This is a genomic window from Chitinophaga agri (assembly GCF_010093065.1).
GTDB classification, from domain to species: Bacteria; Bacteroidota; Bacteroidia; order Chitinophagales; family Chitinophagaceae; genus Chitinophaga; species Chitinophaga agri.
On sequence record NZ_CP048113.1, the window covers coordinates 5,312,698 to 5,333,507 of the forward strand.

Genomic DNA, 20,810 nt, shown 5'->3' on the forward strand with positions numbered 1-20,810 from the left:
AAATTACGAATGACGAATTTAAGATGCTATGGATGTTCACGCATCTGGAAAAACATCTTTATACAATAAAGGAATTTCCTGAATGGGTTACGCTTCTTCATCGCCAGCAGATATCTTTTATACACAAAGTATAAACGCATGCGATTGAAGTTATGTACCAGAGAATAGCTTTCATAGGTTTCCAGCAGGGCAGCAAAAACTTTCTTCTCTTTTGCAAATGCCGGCGGACAGGCATCGCGGAATGTCCGGATCCTGAACTTGGTCGCATCTATCCTCAGTTTGGTACCAGTATGCTTACTGGTTACATTATTACCATGTTGTCTCCATTTTACAAATGGTTTATCCAGGTACTTAATCGTGCCATGCAGCGTTGTGAAGAACCCCAGCCAGAGGTCATGTGGCATATTGGGGAATGGCATAGCCGCTTCTGCGATGGCTCTTTTCATGATCAATGCGTGTCCTGCCACACAGTTATCCGTAGCAAAACAAAGCGGATTGTCAAAGTCCTGTATGGCTTTCAGATCGGAATGGTTCCAGCGCTTCTGGAGGTCTTGCGTCACGATCTCAGAGTCGGAGGTGATCATGGGGTAATCTCCTATGGCAGCCATCAGCTCAGTTGTTTTCTCCGGCACCCAGATGTCGTCCTGGTCGGAAAAGGAGATATAGCTGCCCTTTGAAAGCGTGATGCCTTTTTCGAAGTTCTTGATGTATCCCAGGTTCACCTCATTCTCATATGCATGTACATGCGGATATTTTTGGGCATATCTTTCCAGTATTTCGAAGGTGTTATCGGTACTGCGGTCGTCCACCACAATGATTTCGGTATTGGGATATGTTTGCGCAATCAGCGAATCCATTTGTGCCTCAATATACTTTGCTCCGTTGTAGGTAGCTACCACTATCGATACCAGGGGGTACGCTGCTGTTTGGCTTGACATAGAAAAAAATGCTGTTAATAAGTTCGCCGTTTGGGCATTAAGGGAGTAAAAATATTGATATTCTTCATATTTACATAAAAATCACTATACGCCGGCCCCGGCAGCTATATGACCAAAAAACGCCAGGTATGCGGGTATACCTGGCTTATAGTATCCATTCATCCTGCATGGTATATCGGGCATTTCGACTGCCAATAGCGGCTTTAAAAACTCCTAAAACCAGTAAACAGGCGATTAATAACGATTTCATAGTCAGGCGAAGCCTCAAATTACTATTTTCCCATTATCCACAACCGCTCACAAATCCATTTTTTTTCTCCAAATTACAGCCCTTTGGGGATTTATTATGAATAAAGACGATCTATATTGGCTAATATCCACCTCGCCAGCTATACAAATGCTACGCTTGCGGAATACGCAATGGATTTTACCCTTCCTATATGGTGTTTTTAAGGAGGAGAACCGGTTTTCCATATCAGAAAGCCAACTCACCCGTCTGCTTGCCGAAACCCTTGGGCAGCAGGATGATGGTACCGAAGATCTGGAAGAAGCAAAGATCAACTTTGGAGAGGATGAAGAGACCCGCGCCAGAAAGTATATCCTGAACTGGGTGCAGAAAAGACTGTTGCAGGACTTACCGGACGCTGAAGGTAATACCCAGTATCAGCTGAGTGCTTACACCGAAAAGGTTTTTCAGTGGATGCAGGCCTTACAGCTGCGTCAACACGTAGGTACTGAAAGCCGGTTTAAACTGCTTTTCAACTCCCTGCGGGATATTGTGGAGAATACGGAAGATGACAGGGCTAAAAAACTGGAAATATTAAAGAACAAGCGATCGGAACTGGATAAAGAGATCAAGGCGCTGGAGCTGGGTATCGTTCCGGACAGGTATAACAACGCCCAGGTGGAAGAACGCCTGGAGCTGTTTACCCGACTGTGCTATGAACTGATCAGTGACTTCCGCGAAGTGGAAGATAACTTCAAATCCATTCACCGTACTATCGTAGAGCAACATACCAAAGCAGAACAAAGCAAAGGGGCCATCATTGGTTTCGCATTTGAAGCCTATGATTCCCTGCGCAACAGTAATCAGGGGAAGAGTTTCTATGCTTTCTGGGACTTCCTCATCTCCCGTGCCGGACAGGAGGAATGGCGCGAGTTGACGGAGCAGTTGCTGCATACAGTTGAAGAAAGGAAGATCAGTGCAGATGAACAGTTCCTTCAGAATATCAAATCAATGCTGTTGCAGCAGGGTAAAACGGTATATGATGCCAACGATAAAATGGCTGAAAAGCTGAGTCGTATCATTTCTGAAAAAGAAATTGCCCGCCATCGACGCTTGCGTAAGCAGATCAACAGTATCAAGGAGTTCGTTTTTGACCTGAGAGAAGAAAACCAGGACATTGACTGCGGTATTTCCATTGATGACGGTGCCCAGATCAAAATGGTTATGGAGAAGAAGCTGGCACTGGAGCAAAAGAAAGCCAATGTGGAAGTGAAACAACCTTCCAATGCGACAGAACAGATAGCCGATATAGAGCGTTTCAGCCGCCTGCTGAATACCTCTTTCATCAACAGAAAACAGCTGTGGCAGAAAGTAGAACATGTGCTGAAAGGTAAACAGACGGCCACACTGAAAGAAGTGCTGGAAGAATCACCACTGGAATATGGGCTGGCGGAAATCATCAGTTACTATGATTTTCTGCGTGAGAAATCCAGTCGCGCATACATCGTAAAGAACACTACTGAACTGATACCGTTAAATCCGGAGCAGACAAGATTTGTAGAAGTTCCATATCTATTATTTGGAAAATAAACAGGATATACTATTATGAGCACAGCGAAAATACTACCTTATGCAGCAGTAGTGGTAAAACTATTGAAAGGCCCCGTAGAATATGTAGAGAAAGGTGCATGGGAAAAACTGTTGCAATATAAGGTCGAACTGACCGGTTTCCTGCAGCAGCTCGGCCTGTACCTCGTGTTAGATGAACAGGACGGGTATGCTTTTGTAAAACATGCATTGTCTGAAGATGATGAAGCATATGTGAGCTGGGTACACCGTCGTTCTTTCAGCTATGAGGAAAGCATTATGCTGGTACTTTTGCGTGAAATGATGGCTGAATTTGAGATCAGTGAGTCAGCTTCCCGTGAACTGATCAAGAAACGCCGTGAGATAAAAGAATACGCAGAGCTCTTCTTCAAGGAAGGTGCCAGCCGTATCAAATTCCTGAAAGAGATCGACAAGCTGATTGACAAAGTGGAAGAAAGCGGATTCCTGCATCGCATAGAAAATCATGAAGTGCCGGACGAACAAAAGTTCAGGATCAGAAAAATTATTAAAGCAAAGGTAGACAGTGAAGCGCTCGAGACTTTCCAGCAGCAACTCAGCGAACTGGCAGTTGGCAGCACTGTAGAGGCGGAATAACATACCTTAAAAACTTTTTGTTAGCATAATGCAGTTAAACGTTTTCAGTACTGATAATCATAAGAGTGGATTCCGGTTGCAATACCTTGAAGTATTGAACTGGGGTACATTTGACGAACATATCCACAGCATCAAACCTAACGGGGAAACCAGTTTGCTGACAGGTGCCAATGGTAGTGGTAAGACCACTTTTATTGATGCCCTGCTAACACTCATGGTACCTGAGAAGAGATACCGTTTCTATAACCAGAGTAGTGGTAGTGAGAAGAAAGGTGACAGAACGGAAGATTCTTATGTAATGGGCGGATATGGTATGGTCAACAACGAGGCGACCGGTATTACCAAAACCCTTTATTTAAGAGAGAACAAGGAAGATGCATACAGTATACTGCTGGCCAACTTTGCCAATGAAGCGGACCAGTATGTTACCCTGTTCCAGGTAAGGTATTTCGTGAATGGGGATATGCGTAAGATCTTCGGTGTGGCACACCGCGCAATGCATATCGCTGACGACTTTAGCCCGTTTGATATGGGTGGCGCCTGGAAGAAACGTATCGATCAGCTGTACAATAAAGGCGGCCGCCGACAGGTAGAATGGTTCGATGCTGCCAGCAAGTACGCGCAGCGTATGGTAGATGCACTCGGTATGCAGAGTATTCAGGCATTGCAACTGTTTAACCAGACTGTAGGTATCAAGGTGTTGGGTAACCTGGATGACTTTATCCGCACCAACATGCTGGAGCCGCGCAATATGGAAGAGCAGTTCCAGGAGTTAAAGAAACACCTGACCACGCTGCTCGACGCACAGCGGAATATTGAAAAGGCAGAGGAGCAGATACGTTTGCTGACGCCTATCAAAGATCACCATGAGAATTTCTCATCTTACCAGACGTCTATACGTCAACTTAAACAGGAGCTCAATACAGCTACTATCTGGAATAGCTTTACCCGTAGTCAGTTACTGACACAGGCGCTGGTAGAACGTCGCCAGGAAGTAGAGTCGCTGCAAAAAAAGATTGAAGAGACGAAGGTGAATATGGCGGACCTGCAGGAGCAGGAACGTGTGACGAAGAACCTGATGGAGCAGAATAAAGCCGGTCAGCGTTTGCAACAGCTGGAAAAAGATATTCAGGAACTGGAGAAGAGAAAGGCCACGGCGGAGCAAAACCTGAAGGAATTCAGTGCATGGTGCGATACCCTGCATCTGAAAGATGAAGATATGAACGATGAAGCCACTTATCAGCGTATCCTGAAAGAGGTGAACCGTGCGTCACTCAAACTGGAAACAGAGCAACGTCTGAACGAAGAGGATGAATATAGTGCCAAGAGAGTAAAGGAACGCGCCGAATCTGAGAAAGAGACGCTGGAAAAGGAAATTGAATTATTACACCAGTCCAGGAACAATATTCCTTCTCACCTGGTTGATCTCCGTAAAGAAATCTGTCAAAGCCTTAGGATCGATGTAAGCGAGATCCTGTTTGCAGGAGAACTGATACAGGTAAAGTCGGAAGAGATTGAATGGCAGCCGGCACTGGAGAAGTTGTTACACTCCTTCTCGCTGCGCCTGTTAGTGCCGGAGAAGTACTATAAAAAAGTGACTTCCTACGTGAACAGCAATAACCTGCGTACACGCCTGATCTACTATCAGATCAAGGAATCAGCATTAAACCTGTATCCGGATGATGATACGGTGTATCATAAGCTGGAGTTCCATCCGGATCATAAGCTGAGCCCTTGGGTGCAGCAGCAGGTGATTCAGCAGTTCAGCTATGTGTGTGTGAACAGTGAAAGAGAGCTGCAACGACATGATATGGCGATCACAGTGGAAGGTTTGCAGAAGAACCGTGACAGGCATGAAAAGGATGACCGTGCACACAGTAATGATGCATCCCGTTATGTCATGGGCTGGAATAATGAGCGGAAGAAAGACGCACTCATCGCAAAAAGAAGCAAACTGAATGAAGCGATCATTTCATCCAATGAAATACTGCAAACCTGTAAATCAAGAGCAGCCAGACTGCAAAAGCAATTCTATGCAGTAGGTCGTCTGAAAGAACATAAAGGATTTGATGAGATCAATATTGGTAAGATCCAGAAAGCCATTCGTAAGGCACAGGACCAGATAGGCGCATTGACAGATGATAACCAGGAGCTGGACTCACTGAAACAGCAATTGCTGGAGATTGAGCGTCAGAAAGATGACAATCAGGAAGCCCAGGCCATGTTGATCAGAAATGAGGCCCTGCAGCAACGGAATATAGAGGACATGGAAGAAGAGCTGCAGGCAATGCAGCATCTCTTACAGCATATTACGGAAGGAGATAAGGACGAGTTGCTCAACTTCCAGCAGCAGAATAGCCATCTGTTAGGTAATGTGACATTGGAGAATGTTGGTGCTATCTACAAGTCCCTCCGTGAGAATAAAGAGCAGGACCTGAAACTGGCAGAGGAAGCCCGTCATAAAGAAGAGGTGATGCTGAACAGAAGTATCAGCCGTCTGAAAAACCCACAGGCAGATGTATTACAACGTTTTCCTGACTGGATCTCGGATGTACACGGATTATCTGATGATGCCGGCAATGCAACTGAATATATCGAATGGCTGGATAAACTGACGAATGATAACCTGCCACGGTTCAAAAAAGATTTCGAAAGCTATATCAATGTCACTATCACTTATAAGATCGGCGGATTGAATGAGGAGATGGAGAAGTGGGAACGTGACATCAGCACAACTATTCAGAAGCTGAACGACTCACTGGCTGCTATCAACTTTAACCGTATGCCGGATACCTACATACAGCTGGTAAAACGGCCGGTAGCTTCCGGTTCAGAGGCCCGTGAATTTAAGAGCCGTTTGCTGGATGCATTACCGCAGGAAGCTAACTGGCAACAAAGTACATTTGACGAGAAGGCGAAACACTTCCGGGAAAAGGTACAACCGTTGATCGCCGCGCTGGATGAGAGCGAGGCTTACCGTGCACGTGTACTCGATGCCCGTAACTGGTTTGAATTCTGGGCAGATGAGCGTTTCCGTGAAACGAACGAGTCCAAGAAGATCTATCGTCAGATGGGACAGTTATCGGGAGGAGAAAAGGCGCAGCTGACCTATACCATCCTGTGTAGTGCGATCGCCTACCAGTTTGGTATCACACGTGAGGGCAAGAATGCAAGAAGTCTGCGTTTTATTGCAGTGGATGAAAGCTTCAGTAACCAGGATGAGGAAAAGGCAACTTACCTGATGGAGCTTTGCAAACAGTTACACCTGCAATTGCTGGTAGTAACACCGAGTGATAAGATCCAGATCGTACAGAACTTCATTGCACACGTACACCTGGTGCAACGTGTGAATGGCCGTCAAAGTGTACTGTATAATATGACGGTAAAGGAATTGCAGGATAAGAAGATCGATACAGAAGTGGCTGTATAGATACTCCTGAAAGAATATAAAAGAAAACGCTTCGGCCAGTTAGCTGAAGCGTTTTCTTTTTATTAGTATGTGTGGCTGACTAATAGCTCATTTCAACGATCTTTTCCACATCTGCGGGCGTCAGTGCTTTTCTTTCACCAAGTCCGTTCCAGCCTCTTTCGGTGAACTTCTGCGAAATGATCTGCGCTGTGCCTTTAAACTCCCCGGTGTATGCTGATAGGCGGGTATTGATATCCATGGAATGAAAGAAATCTTCCGTTGCTTTGATACCAGCAGTGGCCTTTTCGTCTGTAGTGCCAGTAGTAATGTTCCAGACACGTTCTGCGTATTGCGCCAGTTTTTCTTTCTTACCGTCAAAATTATAGCGGTAGTGAGAAGGGGCAATAATGGCGAGTGTACGGGCATGGTCAATACCAAAGAGCGCGGTCAGTTCGTGCCCCATGGCATGCACGGCCCAGTCGGTTGGAACTCCTTTCTGTATCAGTCCATTCAATGCCATGGTGCAGCTCCACATAAAGTTGGCGGCTGCCTCATAGTCAGACGGATCTTTTATCACTTTAGGGGCTACTTCTACCAGCGTCTGCATGATGCTTTCGGCTATTCTATCCTGCAATAATGCACCGATAGGATAGGTCATGTATTGTTCCAGCACATGGGTGAAAGCATCTGTTATTCCATTCGCCAGCTGACGTTTTGGTATAGATGCGACTACTTGTGGGTCGAGCACGGAGAACTGCGGAAACAGCCCCGGGCCACCCATAGTGAACTTCTCCTGTGTTTCATGACGGCTGATGACTGCGCCCGAGTTCATTTCGGAAGCAGTAGCAGGGAGGGTAAGTACGGTGCCAAATGGCAACCCTACTTTTGTAACAATCCGCTGGGCAAGTATATCCCATGGATTATCTCCATCATATAGTGCAGCGGAGGAAAGGAATTTGACGCCGTCAATCACGGAACCACCGCCAACTGCCAGCATGAAGTCGATCTTTTCTTCTTTAATCACCTTTAGGGCCTTCAGCAGTACCTCATATTCGGGATTAGCAGGAATACCGCCAAACTCAAGTACGGTGAATCCATCTAACGCGGATCTTACCTGATCATAAATACCATTCTGTTTAATACTACCACCACCATAAAGCATCAATACTTTAGCTCCGGAAGGAATTTCTTTCGCAAGACTGGCGATCTGTCCTTTGCCAAACAAGATCTTGGTAGGATTCCTGAATTCAAAATTTAGCATATGGGCTCTGTTTGTTAAGTAAGTGTGCGGCTAATTACGCAAGGCAAAAGTAACGCCCTGCGCACTATGAATAACATGCTATTACATGAAATAGTTTGCCTGCCATTGTTAAAAATTAACTGTGCAGCAGGGCATTTGGGCAGGGTTATGCCGTAAAAGTGCTATTTGACATGGTCAATTATCAACTGTGACAGGTTATAGATGTGAAAATTTTTTTATTCATTATCAGGAAGATAAAACATTGACATCATCAAGTATGGGATAACAGTGTGAAAATAGTATCAGAAAAGGTGGAAACTGACAGGAGGCTTGTTCTGTGCTTCGCCGTCGCTAGTTCGTCGCTTATTCGTCGCTAGTTCGTCCAATGTTCGTTCGGAAGCTGATATCCTCTGTGAATAAGGGCCTTCCTGTTTTCTCATTATTTGAAACGATACTTTTTTCACACCCGGCGAATGCGATCATATACTTTAGAGGAAGGCATATCCAGCCTCCTGGATGGGGGCTATCGGAACAGGAGTATTGCAATAAGTGCAGAGCAGATCAATAAAAATATATAACCGAATAATTTACTCCAGGCGTTCAGTGGTTTTATGGCTATCATAAATCCGCCCCATATCAGTATACTTCCTGCAGCAACAGCAGCTGGCCATGTGATGTCAACATTCTGCATAGTGAGTAAGTTGAATACAATTAACGATATGAAAATAGCAATCACCAACAGTACATTCAGGAGGAGTTCTCCGATGCTGTTTGTTTTTTTTAAATCCAGATGTTGCGACAATACGTGTCTTATCTGATCATAGTTTTCAATGTTGGCCGGAATAACGATCTTGTCTTTTAATCTGCCGCCCTTAATTACAATTCGCTTATTGAAGGCATGCTCCTTTGCGGATTTTATCTTTGTAAAACCGATCGTCACAATATCACCTGTTGCGGTCTCACAAGCGATACTATTCTCATCAATTGTTAGTTTATAACCAGCATTTCTTTCACTTTCTGTTTTCGCATTATCATATAAAAAGACAGTTCTTGTAACGATAAATACCGTAGCAAATAAAAAACTTGATAGTAGGCTGTCTTCTGGCGCGCGATTTTTCATTAAATGCCCTATGATGCCGATACTTATTACCAGGGGAATGGCTATCAAGGTCTCTTTGATCAGCCGTTTCTTCTCGATGGCAGGGGTAATTGGGATAAGTTTATACGTGTTCATGAACCATGGGTTATGCCCCAATTTACTGGATTTTAGCAAAAATTTAAGGTAAACAATTCTATCTTGTGTGTGAAACAATGAATCAATAGCCATGATCAGAGCAATTAAATTATATACAGGAGAAGACGGACATTCGCACTTTACAGTAGGGACGGTCACACACAGAGATGTGAAAGAAGCGGATTCGATCATGTTCAATGAAACCGCCCCCCATTCTACCTATGACTGGCACCCGGCTCCCACTACACAATATGTAATTACTTTATCTGGCACCCTGTTGTTTGAAACAGCATTGGGAGAGCAGTTTGTACTCAGACCAGGAGATGTACTGATCGCCATGGATACATATGGCTCCGGGCACAAATGGGAGCTGATAGATGATCAGCCATGGAGACGTGTGTATGTTACTTTTAAGGATGGTGCGGATATTAATTTCGTACCTGATGTACAGTAGACTGGTATCCACTTTGGATGTCATTGCAGTCGCTGCCGGAACCGATAATGTGAGCGCCGATATTACAGCTGCTATTTTTCGGATGGACTTATGTCTTTTTGTAGATCCCCTATTTCCCGTTCCAAATTACCGGATTACATAAATATGTACAAAAAAAGCCAGGGAGACCTGGCTGCTGATAATTTATTTGAAAACGTTTCGCAAGAACCGTTCTACTGCGTAGGTGGACAACTGTCCGCCGGGGCCTTTCAGATTATAATCGAATCCATGTGTGGCCCAGGGTAGTGACAGAAAGAAGTGCTTGATGCCATTGCCGGCCAGTTTCTTATTCAGCCGGATACTATGCTCATATGCTACCAGTGCGTCTTTTTCCCCATGTATGATCAGCGTCGGAACGGCATGTTTATCTGCATATTCAATCGGAGAGCTGGCAGCATAATTCCCCGGTACAGCGGAATAAGTACCGCCCAGGTAGTCTTCCAGTACCTTGCGCGAGTCCATTACCAGCGGATTGGCCGGCAGGGAATAGCCCCATACCATATCAGCCGGGCCATAGAAGTCAACCACGGCTTTCAGCCCAGGTACGGGCTGACGGTAAGCTGCCAGCAATGCAATCTGCGCACCGGCAGAACGTCCCAGTAATGCCAGATTATTGGTGTCTATCTGTAACGTAGCAGCCTGTGAACACAGGTAACCGATCGCTGCGTAGACGTCTTCAATGGGAGCGGGACAGAGGAATGCCGGGGCCAGTCTGTAGTTGACAGATGCTACATGATACCCCGCATGTGCGAGATAACTGTTCAGCTCTGGTAGTTGTTTATTGTCCCCGCTTTTCCAAGAACCACCATGTACCACCACCACACACGGCCGGATACCGGGTTGCTGTGAGGGATAAAAATCCAGGGCGGATGAATGCAGGTTATCTGTACGGTAGAAATGGGTTGCTGCGGTTACCGGTGATTGTGGATAGTCAGTCAGCATAGTCAGAAAGCTAAAGGGAGTACCCTGTGCGCTTTCATCCTTCTGTTCGCCCAGTGCTTTGTCCATGGCTGCAGGCAGTTCTCTGGATATATACCAGGCCCGTAGGACCGGGGCCACATACAGCATGATCGCTGCTATGCCGATCAGGGTACCTGCCAGCTGAAACCTGCCGGCATAAAACCCTGTGACCAGTAATACGAAAGTGATCGTAACAAACACCCAGGCAAACTCTGCTACGCCAATAGCCAGCATCCACAGGTGATAGGTTGGCGCTCTGAAAATCGTTAAAAGTGATACCAGGAAAGAGATGATAATTAATACTAAACGAACCATAAACAGGTGTATTCCCTACGTAAAGATATGAATGAAAATGATTGCCCGGCCATCCATCCCAAACTGCTTTGCCGTATACCGCAATAGCAGTAATTTCAGTTTATTGAAAAAAAGGTGTTGTATATGGCAGAAAGAAAAACGAATTCATCCAACTATCAGAACCAGTCTTACCTGGAAAGTAAATGTCCGCTAAATGAGCTGTTGTTTACCATGAGCAGACGCTGGACGACAGATGTCCTCTTTTGCATAGAGGAAGGTAACAACCGTTTTTCCGGCATTCGTGAAGAACTGGCCTATATTACAGATCACATTTTATCAGACAGACTGAAAACATTGGAGAAAACAGGACTGATCACCCGTCATCAGTTTCCGGGAATGCCTCCGAAAGTGACCTATTCGCTGACAGAACATGGGGTAGAACTGTGTAGCCTGCTGGGTAAGTTATGTGACTTTTCCAGTGTGATATATGAAGACAAGGCAGTCACTGCCTGAGATAGGTTCCACGTTATGAAGCACAGCAGTTCTAAGTAAGTTTTATTATCTTGGGGCTAACTTAAACACCCACAATGAAACAAGTTAGCCTGTATCTGTGTCTTCTGCTGACCACCTTTCTGCAGGTCAGTGCACAATCATCGGAAAAGCCAGTACAACGTCTTGCTGGTATTGAAAAATCAATAGACAAGATATTACATGACTGGCATACGGCCGGTATTGCTGTTGCAGTTGTAGAGAAAGATAAAGTGATCTATGCCAGGGGATTCGGATACCGGGATTATGAGAAGAAATTACCGGTAACACCTAATACGGTTTTTGCCATCGGTTCCTGTTCGAAAGCATTCACTTCCGCCTTGCTGGGGCTCCTTCGTGAAGAAGGTAAGCTCGATTTTGAAACACCCGTACGTAATTATCTGCCGGAACTGGTATTCTACAATGATGATATGAACGCGCATATCTCATTGCGGGATATGATGAGCCATCGTACCGGTCTGTCCCGCTACGACGTTTCGTGGTACCTGTTTGGCGCTCCTTCAAGAGACAGCCTATTGTATCGTATCCGCTACATGGAGCCTAATGAGCCGCTTCGTTATAAATGGCAGTATAACAATTTCATGTTTTTTGCACAGGGTGTTGTAGCGGAAAAGCTGACCGGTAAAAGCTGGGAAGACAATATTAAGACCCGCTTCTTTGATAGCCTCGGCATGTCACGTTCATCCACCGCAATCTCGGGATTTAATGTGGAGGACGCCGCCTTCGGATATGGTGTTCAAAAGGATTCGATCATTTTTAAAAGAGAATATAAAAACATTAATGTGATCGGGCCGGCAGGTAGTATTAATAGTACTGTCAATGATATGGCGCATTGGGTAACCGCATGGATTAACGGCGGTAAATACAACGGCAAACAGGTCATTCCTGCTGCCTATGTCGCAGAGGCACAGAGCGGGCAGATGACGATGGGAGCCGGCAGACCAGACAAACAGATGCCGGAAGTATACGGTGGCACTTATGGTCTCGGGTGGATGATATCTTCCTACAGAGGGCATTACCAGGTGGAACACGGTGGTAATATTGATGGCTTTTCTGCCAGCACGTCCTTTTATCCTTCAGATAGTATCGGGATCATTGTACTCACTAACCAGGATGGCTCTCCAGTGCCTTCACTGGTAAGGAGCCTGATCGCCGACAGGATGCTCGGACTGAAGTATTATGCCTGGAGTGATACCCTGTTAAAGAAGGTGACAACACAACGTGCGGCAGATAAAAAGATTAAGGAAAAGAAAGAGGAAGTTCCTGTTGTAAAAGGTGCAGATGTGATCAGGAAGAACCTGACTGACTATACCGGAACCTATTCCAATAATGCTTTCGGCTCGTTTGAGGTGATTATACAGCATGACTCATTATTTGCGCTGCTCGGCGATCAGAAAGAATTTCTGAAACATGTCAACTACGATATCTTCCAGACCTATACTGTCGACAAAATGAAAGGTATAGACTCTACAGAAGGCGGTAATAAAGTGAAGTTTAATGTTGATATCAATGGTGATATCACAGCAGCTGAAATTGATCTCGGGGTAAAGTCGCCGGTTCTTTTTGGCAGAAGGGCGAAGGCCATTCCAATGACCAAAGCGTCTTTGGAGAAATATGTAGGTGTTTATTCTTTTGGTCCGCTGGATGCTACTGTACATCTGAAAGGAGAGGATCAACTGATGATGGATGTGCCAGGGCAAACGGACTACATATTGGTACCTGTTGAAAAAGACAAGTTTTTGCTGAAGGGGTTAAGTGGTTATACGGTGGAGTTTACGGCTAATGACAAAGGAGAGGTCGTGTCACTGACATCTGTACAGCCTAACGGCCGTTTCAAGGCAGAAAAGAAGAAGTAATACTGTTGATATTAAATGCAAAGAGGGTGTTCGTCATAACGGACACCCTCTTTGTTTATAGCAAAATGAATAATTATTACTTTCTGGAAGCGGTCACCCTGAATTCAAGATTCACCACAGAATTGATAAGTTTATCCTGCATGGACTTATCTGCCCTGTAGGTCATACCCCATAATGTCCGGTCAATATTGAAGTTTGCCATAGCAGTAAGTGTGCCTTCGTCAAACCTGATAATGGCAGGGAAAGAAACATTTTTAGTGATGTTTTTAATAGTCAGATTACCCTGCACCATGTAGTTGGCATTCTTCATCAATACCTCATTGCCAACAGAAGGTACGAAGTCGGTCACGTTGGTGATTTCGAAACTGGCTGTCGGGTATTGAGCTACATCGAAGAACAAGGGACCTTTTAACTCGTCCTCCAGTTTGCGCTTCAGGGTAGTGTCTGATTTAGACAGGTCGATGTTTTCCAGTGAGTTCATCCTGATGATGATATTACCACCGGTTACAAGGGAGTCTTTCACCAGCAGTTTTCCTTCCTGTAGTTCAAAACGGCCGGTATGTTTGCCGGTAGGTTTGGTGCCTATCCAACGCAGTTCGCTGTTAGCAGTGTCTACCCGGTATGGACTACCTTCGCCCTCTTTTACCGGATGCGCTTCTGTAATGGTCGCTTTGTCGGCTTTCGGTGCCTGTTCGCAGGCAGCCAGCAAGGCGATCAGCATGATAGAAAGTATATATCTCATAAACATATTATTCGTCAGCTTCCTGCCACTTCCCGGTTACCTACCCATACAAATCTGCGCAGGATAAATTCCGGATTAGTGAAACTGGCATTACCCGCAGGATTCCCACCTGTTACATGAAAATCGGAGAATGCCGCATGCTGGTTAACCCAGATGAATCCGGTAAAGTTAAAGGATACGGGTGTAAATACGTTGTTCATCTCTTCCGTAATCTTTTCTTTTACCTCAGGACTGGTCGTATAGGCAGCACAGGTGATAGCTCCATGTTGCTGCGCCATCTGACGGGCCAGTTGTATTGATTCACTGGTATCTTTTGTTTTAATCAGCAACAAAACCGGGCCAAACAACTCCTGTTCGAAGATATGTTTGTCCGTGCTGCTTACTTCAAGGATAGCCGGTGTGCAACCACGCACACGGGTAAACTCTTCATTGACCAGTGGCTGTCCCTCCAGGATCATTTTAGCACCCAGTTTAGCTGCATTATGCGCTCTTTGCAGGGTACTTTCGTTTTGTAAGGCACCCAGTGTACCTGCACCCATTTTCGGGTTGTTTACGAGGCTCACAACGGCATCTTTGAATTTTTGCACGACTTCATCAAACGACAGCTTACCATTGCTGGTGGTGATCCCATCCGCAGGAATGAAGAAATTCTGCGGAGCAGTACACATCTGTCCTGAATATAGAGAAACTGAAAATGCAAGGTTCTGCAGTACGGCATCAATATCTGCCACGCTATCCAGGATCACTGAGTTAACACCTGCTTTTTCAGTAAAAACAGTCTTGTTACGGAGTGATTCCACATACTCACCAAATCGGCTACCACCAGTATAGTCAATCAGCTGTATGCCCGGGTGCTCACATAATGTCTTGGTGATCAGTGTGGAAGAAGTGTCAGCGGCCAGCTGGCAAAGGGCTGGACTGAAGCCTTTCTCCTGTAATACCCCCTGAATAGCCGCTACTACAATAGCGATAGGCAGGATGGCTTTCGGATGTGGCTTTACGATCACCGGATTGCCAGTCACGAGGTCAGCATAAATACCAGGTAGCGAGTTCCATACCGGGAAGGTGGAGCATCCTATCACCAGACCTATGCCTTTCGGAATAGCTCTGAACTGTTTTTTCAATTGAAGGGATGTCTTACCCATTGGTTTTTCCCATACAAGGGAAGAAGGGTAGCGGTTGCCTTCATGATAGCCCATGGCGATCGCTTCCAGTGCCCTGTCATTGGCATGTGGACCAGAAGCCTGAAAGCTCATCATGAAGCTCTGGCCTGTAGTATGCATAGTCGCATAAGCGATGTCGAAGAAACGTTCTTTCACGGCTTCCAGTGTTTCGACCAGTATGTCGGCGCGTACGTCTACAGTTGTATTGCGCCAGTGGGGAGCGGCAGCAATGGCTGTATGGACCAGTTCATCAGCAGTGAAGATGGGATAGGTGATACCCAGTGCTTCCTGTGTATAAGGAGATACTTCTTCTCCTGCCCAGGAAGTTTCTCCTGTTTGCAGCAATTGCTTAAAAGGGTGCTGCAGCAGCGCTTTATAACGGGCTTCGCCCTGTTCTGCTGCGTTTTCACCATAGGCTTTGGGGTGTTCCGGGTACTGCGAATAGAATGCCCGTTCATGATTAGCCTTTACAGCGTTCTCAATTGTGTTTTGGTGTTTAATGTTTAACATATGTGGAATTTGTGAATTGAATTACCTCATGGTCCAATCACCTTACCAACGTAAACTTGTTATCATTGTAGTATTCATCCTGTCTTAATCTCAGTGGGTGATTACGTTGATATTGCAAAAAGGTGTCGTATTCTGTTTTGTGCATGGTGGTCCATGCTCTATATGCAGGCTGATTAGCCACAGGGCCAAACATCCATTGATTATATGCCTCAAACATACCCTGTTTTAACAGGGTGCGTTGGTAGTCAAACAGGGCATATGGATAATGCTCACCTGCGTAACTATACCAGTCCAGCAGGAAGCGGGTACGCAGCATGATCAGTGTTTCAGGATCAATACCTGCCATCACAACGCTGATTTGTTTACCCATAGATGCTTTGAAGGCAGCCGCAAAGTCAGCCATTTTCTTTTTGCCTTTCTGCTCGTTTTCCTGTTCTATGGCTTTATTCAGCAACGAAGGATCGTTGTATAAAGTTTTATAAGCATCCAGCAGCAGTGTTCTTACTTCCGCCGTACGGGCAGTATAACTTTCCAGGTTCACGAATATTTCCCCGTATATGATGATCCATACCGGATTATTCATGTATGCATATGCTTTCACAGCACTGTAGTAATTGCCTGAATAGTTAGGTGCTTTCTCAATACCTTTCAGATAACTTCCCATACCGCCTTCAAATATTTTGAGGAACATGAGCAGTTGTCCGTTGTCATTATAAAGTTCTCCGCTTTCAGGGAAGCGGCGTAACGCTTTTTCATACAGCTTCTGTGCTGTTTTCCACTCCTGGCGTGACTGATAGATATTGCCTGCTATCTGGAAAGTTTGTTCGTCCGCTTCTTTTTTATTCAGCAGCGGTTCCACTGTACTTTTTGCCTTGTTCATGTCACCCTGCAGGTAATAGGCAAAGCCCAGCTGTTTTTTAACGTCTATATTATCAGGTTCCTGTTGTAGCGCCTGGTTCAAAACAAGGATCGCATTGGCATAGTCTCCATCGCGTATAAAGCCAGTGGCGGTGGAATACAGTTCCTTCGCATCCTGTGCGGACGCAGTTATTATACAAGAAAATAATATAGCAGTAAACAAGCCTGCTTTCAGTAAAGATGCCCTCATATTCATGCCGGTCTGACGTTTGCTGTAAAAATAAAGAAAAAATGTGCCAAACATTCAGGCAGGGCGCGGAATTGGTATTTCTGCGCCTGTTTCCTGCCATATAAAAAAACAAACGCCCACCTGAAGGGTGGGCGCTGTATAGTATGATGAATAATCTTAAATTATCTGAGAGATCAGGCCATCACGCAGTTTAGGCTCAAACCACGTGCTTTTCGGAGGCATTACATTTCCGCTGTCAGCGATGTCAAACAGCTGTTGGATCGTAACCGGATATAATGCGAAAGCCACTTTCATTTCACCGCTATCTACTCTTTTCACCAGTTCCTGCAGTCCGCGGATACCGCCAACGAAGTCAATTCGTTTGTCAGTACGCTGGTCTTTAATACCCAGGATTTTGTCCAGTACATTATTAGAGAGGATGGTTACGTCAAGAATACCAATTGGATCGGTGGTATAGGTGCCTTCTTTAGCTACCAGGCGGTACCAGTTTCCTTCCAGGTACATGCTGAACTCGTGCAGCATGCTTGGTTGCTGTGGCAGGTGACCGATAGATTCTACGGTAAAATCATACTCCAGGCGGGAGAGCAGTGCTTCTTTGCTCAGGCCATTCAGGTCTTTTACCAGGCGGTTATAGTCCAGGATCACCAGCTGGCTGGCTGGGAAGATAGTGGTGAGGAAGAAGTTAGCCGGATCGTCAGTTCCGATCAGCTGTCTTTCTTCAAACTCTTTCTGTACGAGTGATGCAGAAGCTGCGCGGTGGTGACCGTCTGCAATGTAGGTATGAGGTACTTTGGTCTCAAACAGAGATGTGATCTCATTCACAGCGGCTGTTTCATCAACTACCCACACCGTGTGCTGAATACCATCCGTAGCGGTAAAGTCGTATGCAGGTGCGTGTGCATGGATCCAATGATCGATCAGGGAGTTTACTTCCGGAACGTCATTGTAAGCGAGGAACACGTTACCTGTCTGTGCGCGGGTGGTCTTAATATTGTTGATACGGTCCTGCTCCTTATCGGGGCGGGTAAATTCGTGTTTTTTTATAATACCCTGGTTATAGTCAGACACAGAAGAAGCACATACCAGGCCTGTCTGTATGCGACCGTTCATAATGAGCCGGTAGATGTAGTAGCAGGCAGTAGCGTCCTGGAACAGGATGTTATCTTTGATAAATTTCTGCAGGTTTTCAGCAGCTTTATCATATACAGCCTGACTGTATACATCGGTACCTTCGGGAAGGTCAATTTCCGATTTGGAAACATGGTAAAACGAGTACTGGTTACCGGCAGCTTCTGCTTTAGCCTCTGCTGCACTAAGCACATCGTAGGGGCGGGCAGCAACTTTTTCTGCAAGTTCCTGAGTAGGTCTTAATCCTCTGAACGGTCTGATGATTGCCATGATATTATATTGTTAGGCCGCAAAAGTAAATAATTAATTTTTCCCGTCTAAGCGGTAATTAGTTCGACAGAACATATAAAAAAGCCAAGGTCCTGCCTGAGCAGGACCTTGGCTTTTTTATATGTTCTGTCGAACTATGCCTTCTTCAGGCTGAAATATTTCATGGCTTCTACCAGTACTTCCACACTTTCATATGGCAGTGCATTGTAAAGAGAAGCGCGGAAGCCGCCTACGATACGATGGCCCTTGATGCCGACGATATCTTCCTTCTTGCAGAATTTGAGGAATTCTTCTTCCAGCTCAGGTTTATCCATGATGAACGATATGTTCATACGGCTCCTGTCTTCTTTTACTGTAGTACCACGGAAGAGCGGGTTCTGATCGATCTCGTTGTACAGCAGGTTCGCTTTTTTCTCATTTTCTACTTCCATCGCAGCAGCGCCGCCCTGTTCTTTAAGCCAGCGGAGCGTGAGCATGGAGATATAGATAGCAAATACGGGAGGGGTGTTTAACATGGAACCGTTCTCGATATGATTACGGTAGTCGAGGATCGTTGGGATCTTGCGTGTTACCTTACCCAGTGCGCTTTTACGGACAGCCACGAGTGTAGTACCGGCAGCTCCCATATTTTTCTGGGCGCCTGCATAGATCAGTGTGAACTTATTAAAGTCCATCGGGCGGCTGAGTATATCGCTACTCATGTCAGCGATCAGCGGAACATCTACATCTGGTATCTTCTGCCACTGCGTACCATAAATGGTATTATTGGTGGTAATGTGCAGATAGGAAGATTTAGGAGAGATGTTGAACTGTTTGGGGATGTGGTTGTACTGGCTGTCTTTTGAACTGGCCGCTACATCCACGAAGCCGTACTGTTTAGCTTCTTTTATTGCCTTATTGCTCCATACGCCGGTATCTATGTAAGAGGCTGTACCGTCATTTTCAAGGAAGTTTAATGGTACCTGCATAAACTGCGTGGTAGCACCTCCATGAAGATACAATACTTCGAAGTCGTCATCAAGTTGCATCAACTCTTTGACAAGATTTCGTGCCTCATCCAGTACAGCCTGAAATAAAGGAGTTCTATGCCCTATTTCCAAAATAGACATTCCTGAACCTTCAAAGTCAATCAAAGCTTTACTGGCCTTGTACAGCACCTCATTCGGCAATATGGAAGGCCCTGCGTTAAAATTGTGCACCTTCATAGGTCGTTCTAAATTAAATAAATTGTTAGCTTGTTCCACTTTGTTTGGTTTTGTCAGAGGAATGGAAAAAAAGTATGGCATTTCACATACGATGCTGAGCGCGTGTAGGATAAGGCTAAAAAGATAGTACTAACAAAGATAATTTATATTTTTTTAAAATCGAAATTAATTGAAGTACTGTTTTAGCTTTCCTGTCGCCCTATCATGCGCTCAGTTATTGAGGGTACTGTGTCCTGTATTAAGTTACTTTTTTTTAATCCGCTCAGTGGCGGCATTCCAGCGTTGACCCACGCAGTGTACCAGTAGTTGGCTGTAGCATAGATGGCGGCTCTCATTCTCCGTTCTACCATGTCCCCTAATGCGGCCTGATAGGCCCTGACATAAGCTGTTGCGTAATTTCTGACCAGTTTTCCTTTGCGTTTCTCATACGCAAATTTCCTGCCGGAAGGGAAATGATCACTCACTATTTTTTCATTGTGTAGAACGGTATCGGCCGCTGCTGCGCTTTCCAGTACGATCTGCCAGGTGTATGTATTAATATCTTTTATATAGATCGCTCGTCCCGTGAAGTAGTTAAAGTCCTTATCTGCCATCAGTTCGGGGATTCTTGATTCCCACAATCCGTGTATACCATGCTGCCCGGTGAGCTGCCCGTTGTGATTGGAACATGCATGAAGTGGTACATGGGCGTCGCCCGCATAATGGCCAAGGTCTGCGCTCAGCTTCAGTATCCGGTTGATATCCCTGTCTTTGAATGCCTGTGTGAGTCTGTACATCATTTGTGCGATATGCCAGGGCAGAATACCATAGGCATGCAGCGTATCCGCTGTGTACATGCATACTGCTTCCTGCCAGGACCTTGGTAGTGCCGCGAATGGCGCTGCTCCATAGTGATCAATGTCTATGTAATGTCGTGGTCCTTCTTCGGCAACGATGTATCGTCTTTTGTCCGCATCCGTAGCGTGTGCCGTGATATATTCAATATTTGCCTTATAGAACAGCAGCATGTCTGCAGGTAGTGAAAAGACGGCCAGCCGGTTAATACGCTGATGTGCAAAGAATCCCCATCCGTAAGCGGGGAATGAAAGACAGGTCAGGCAGATTGCCAGTAAGATATGGTGCATAATCGGTTGGTTAACATTCTACAATAATATTAGGAAAAAGTATCAATAAAGCGATGGTTTTTTTCATTAGGAGCCCATCTGGAAAATACTGATCGGGTGTAGTTTTATATTAAAATAGTCAGGCTTTCATTTACGTCGTAAAACGTAAGTGAAAGCCTG

General features: G+C 45.4%; 16 protein-coding genes. 6 read left to right on the forward strand and 10 right to left on the reverse strand.

Features of this window, described 5'->3' with window-relative positions:
- Positions 1–26: 26 nt before the first annotated feature.
- Positions 27–938, reverse strand: coding sequence for a glycosyltransferase family 2 protein (locus tag GWR21_RS21220; RefSeq protein WP_162333683.1), 912 nt, complete (start codon positions 936–938; stop codon positions 27–29).
- Positions 939–1,284: 346 nt separating this feature from the next.
- Between GWR21_RS21220 and GWR21_RS21225 the strand changes: the two genes are divergently transcribed.
- The 3 genes from GWR21_RS21225 to GWR21_RS21235 are packed head-to-tail and all read left to right on the forward strand — an operon-like array spanning position 1,285 to position 6,796.
- A complete protein-coding gene (locus tag GWR21_RS21225; protein WP_162333684.1) occupies positions 1,285–2,754 on the forward strand; it encodes a DUF3375 domain-containing protein in 1,470 nt (489 codons plus the stop codon).
- Between the two features lie 15 nt (positions 2,755–2,769).
- Positions 2,770–3,366 (forward strand): DUF4194 domain-containing protein, encoded by a 597-nt coding sequence (locus tag GWR21_RS21230; RefSeq protein ID WP_162333685.1) that lies wholly within the window; start codon positions 2,770–2,772, stop codon positions 3,364–3,366.
- Positions 3,367–3,394: 28 nt separating this feature from the next.
- Positions 3,395–6,796 carry an ATP-binding protein gene (locus tag GWR21_RS21235; protein WP_162333686.1) on the forward strand — a complete coding sequence of 1,134 codons (3,402 nt, stop codon included), beginning with the start codon at positions 3,395–3,397 and terminating at the stop codon, positions 6,794–6,796.
- Between the two features lie 79 nt (positions 6,797–6,875).
- Here the strand turns inward: GWR21_RS21235 and GWR21_RS21240 are convergent, their stop codons facing one another.
- Complete coding sequence (locus GWR21_RS21240) at positions 6,876–8,036, reverse strand: iron-containing alcohol dehydrogenase (RefSeq protein ID WP_162333687.1); 1,161 nt, start codon at positions 8,034–8,036, stop codon at positions 6,876–6,878.
- Between the two features lie 502 nt (positions 8,037–8,538).
- Complete coding sequence (locus tag GWR21_RS21245) at positions 8,539–9,249, reverse strand: hypothetical protein (protein WP_162333688.1); 711 nt, start codon at positions 9,247–9,249, stop codon at positions 8,539–8,541.
- A gap of 91 nt (positions 9,250–9,340) precedes the next feature.
- Between GWR21_RS21245 and GWR21_RS21250 the strand changes: the two genes are divergently transcribed.
- Complete coding sequence (locus GWR21_RS21250) at positions 9,341–9,703, forward strand: cupin domain-containing protein (RefSeq protein WP_162333689.1); 363 nt, start codon at positions 9,341–9,343, stop codon at positions 9,701–9,703.
- A gap of 183 nt (positions 9,704–9,886) precedes the next feature.
- Here the strand turns inward: GWR21_RS21250 and GWR21_RS21255 are convergent, their stop codons facing one another.
- A complete protein-coding gene (locus tag GWR21_RS21255; RefSeq protein ID WP_162333690.1) occupies positions 9,887–11,017 on the reverse strand; it encodes an alpha/beta hydrolase in 1,131 nt (376 codons plus the stop codon).
- A gap of 123 nt (positions 11,018–11,140) precedes the next feature.
- Here GWR21_RS21255 and GWR21_RS21260 point away from each other — a divergent pair, with 123 nt between their 5' ends.
- A complete protein-coding gene (locus GWR21_RS21260) occupies positions 11,141–11,509 on the forward strand; it encodes a winged helix-turn-helix transcriptional regulator (protein ID WP_162333691.1) in 369 nt (122 codons plus the stop codon).
- 74 nt (positions 11,510–11,583) lie between these two features.
- Positions 11,584–13,401: a serine hydrolase gene (locus GWR21_RS21265; protein ID WP_162333692.1), complete on the forward strand. Its 1,818-nt coding sequence runs from the start codon at positions 11,584–11,586 to the stop codon at positions 13,399–13,401.
- A gap of 76 nt (positions 13,402–13,477) precedes the next feature.
- On the opposite strand, the gene GWR21_RS21270 is transcribed toward GWR21_RS21265, so the two are convergent.
- The 6 genes from GWR21_RS21270 to GWR21_RS21295 all read right to left on the reverse strand — a co-directional run bounded on the left by GWR21_RS21270 (position 13,478) and on the right by GWR21_RS21295 (position 20,651).
- Positions 13,478–14,143, reverse strand: a complete 666-nt coding sequence (locus GWR21_RS21270; RefSeq protein WP_162333693.1) for a YceI family protein — start codon at positions 14,141–14,143, stop codon at positions 13,478–13,480.
- 14 nt (positions 14,144–14,157) lie between these two features.
- Positions 14,158–15,816, reverse strand: coding sequence for a phenylacetic acid degradation protein PaaN (gene paaN, locus GWR21_RS21275; protein ID WP_162333694.1), 1,659 nt, complete (start codon positions 15,814–15,816; stop codon positions 14,158–14,160).
- 37 nt (positions 15,817–15,853) lie between these two features.
- On the reverse strand, positions 15,854–16,930 hold the full coding sequence (locus tag GWR21_RS21280; RefSeq protein WP_162333695.1) for a tetratricopeptide repeat protein: 1,077 nt from the start codon (positions 16,928–16,930) through the stop codon (positions 15,854–15,856).
- Positions 16,931–17,080: 150 nt separating this feature from the next.
- On the reverse strand, positions 17,081–18,322 hold the full coding sequence (locus tag GWR21_RS21285; RefSeq protein ID WP_162333696.1) for a DUF1015 domain-containing protein: 1,242 nt from the start codon (positions 18,320–18,322) through the stop codon (positions 17,081–17,083).
- Positions 18,323–18,456: 134 nt separating this feature from the next.
- Positions 18,457–19,527, reverse strand: coding sequence for a 3-phosphoserine/phosphohydroxythreonine transaminase (serC, locus tag GWR21_RS21290; RefSeq protein WP_162333697.1), 1,071 nt, complete (start codon positions 19,525–19,527; stop codon positions 18,457–18,459).
- A gap of 182 nt (positions 19,528–19,709) precedes the next feature.
- Complete coding sequence (locus GWR21_RS21295; RefSeq protein ID WP_162333698.1) at positions 19,710–20,651, reverse strand: zinc dependent phospholipase C family protein; 942 nt, start codon at positions 20,649–20,651, stop codon at positions 19,710–19,712.
- Between the last annotated feature and the right edge of the window lie 159 nt (positions 20,652–20,810).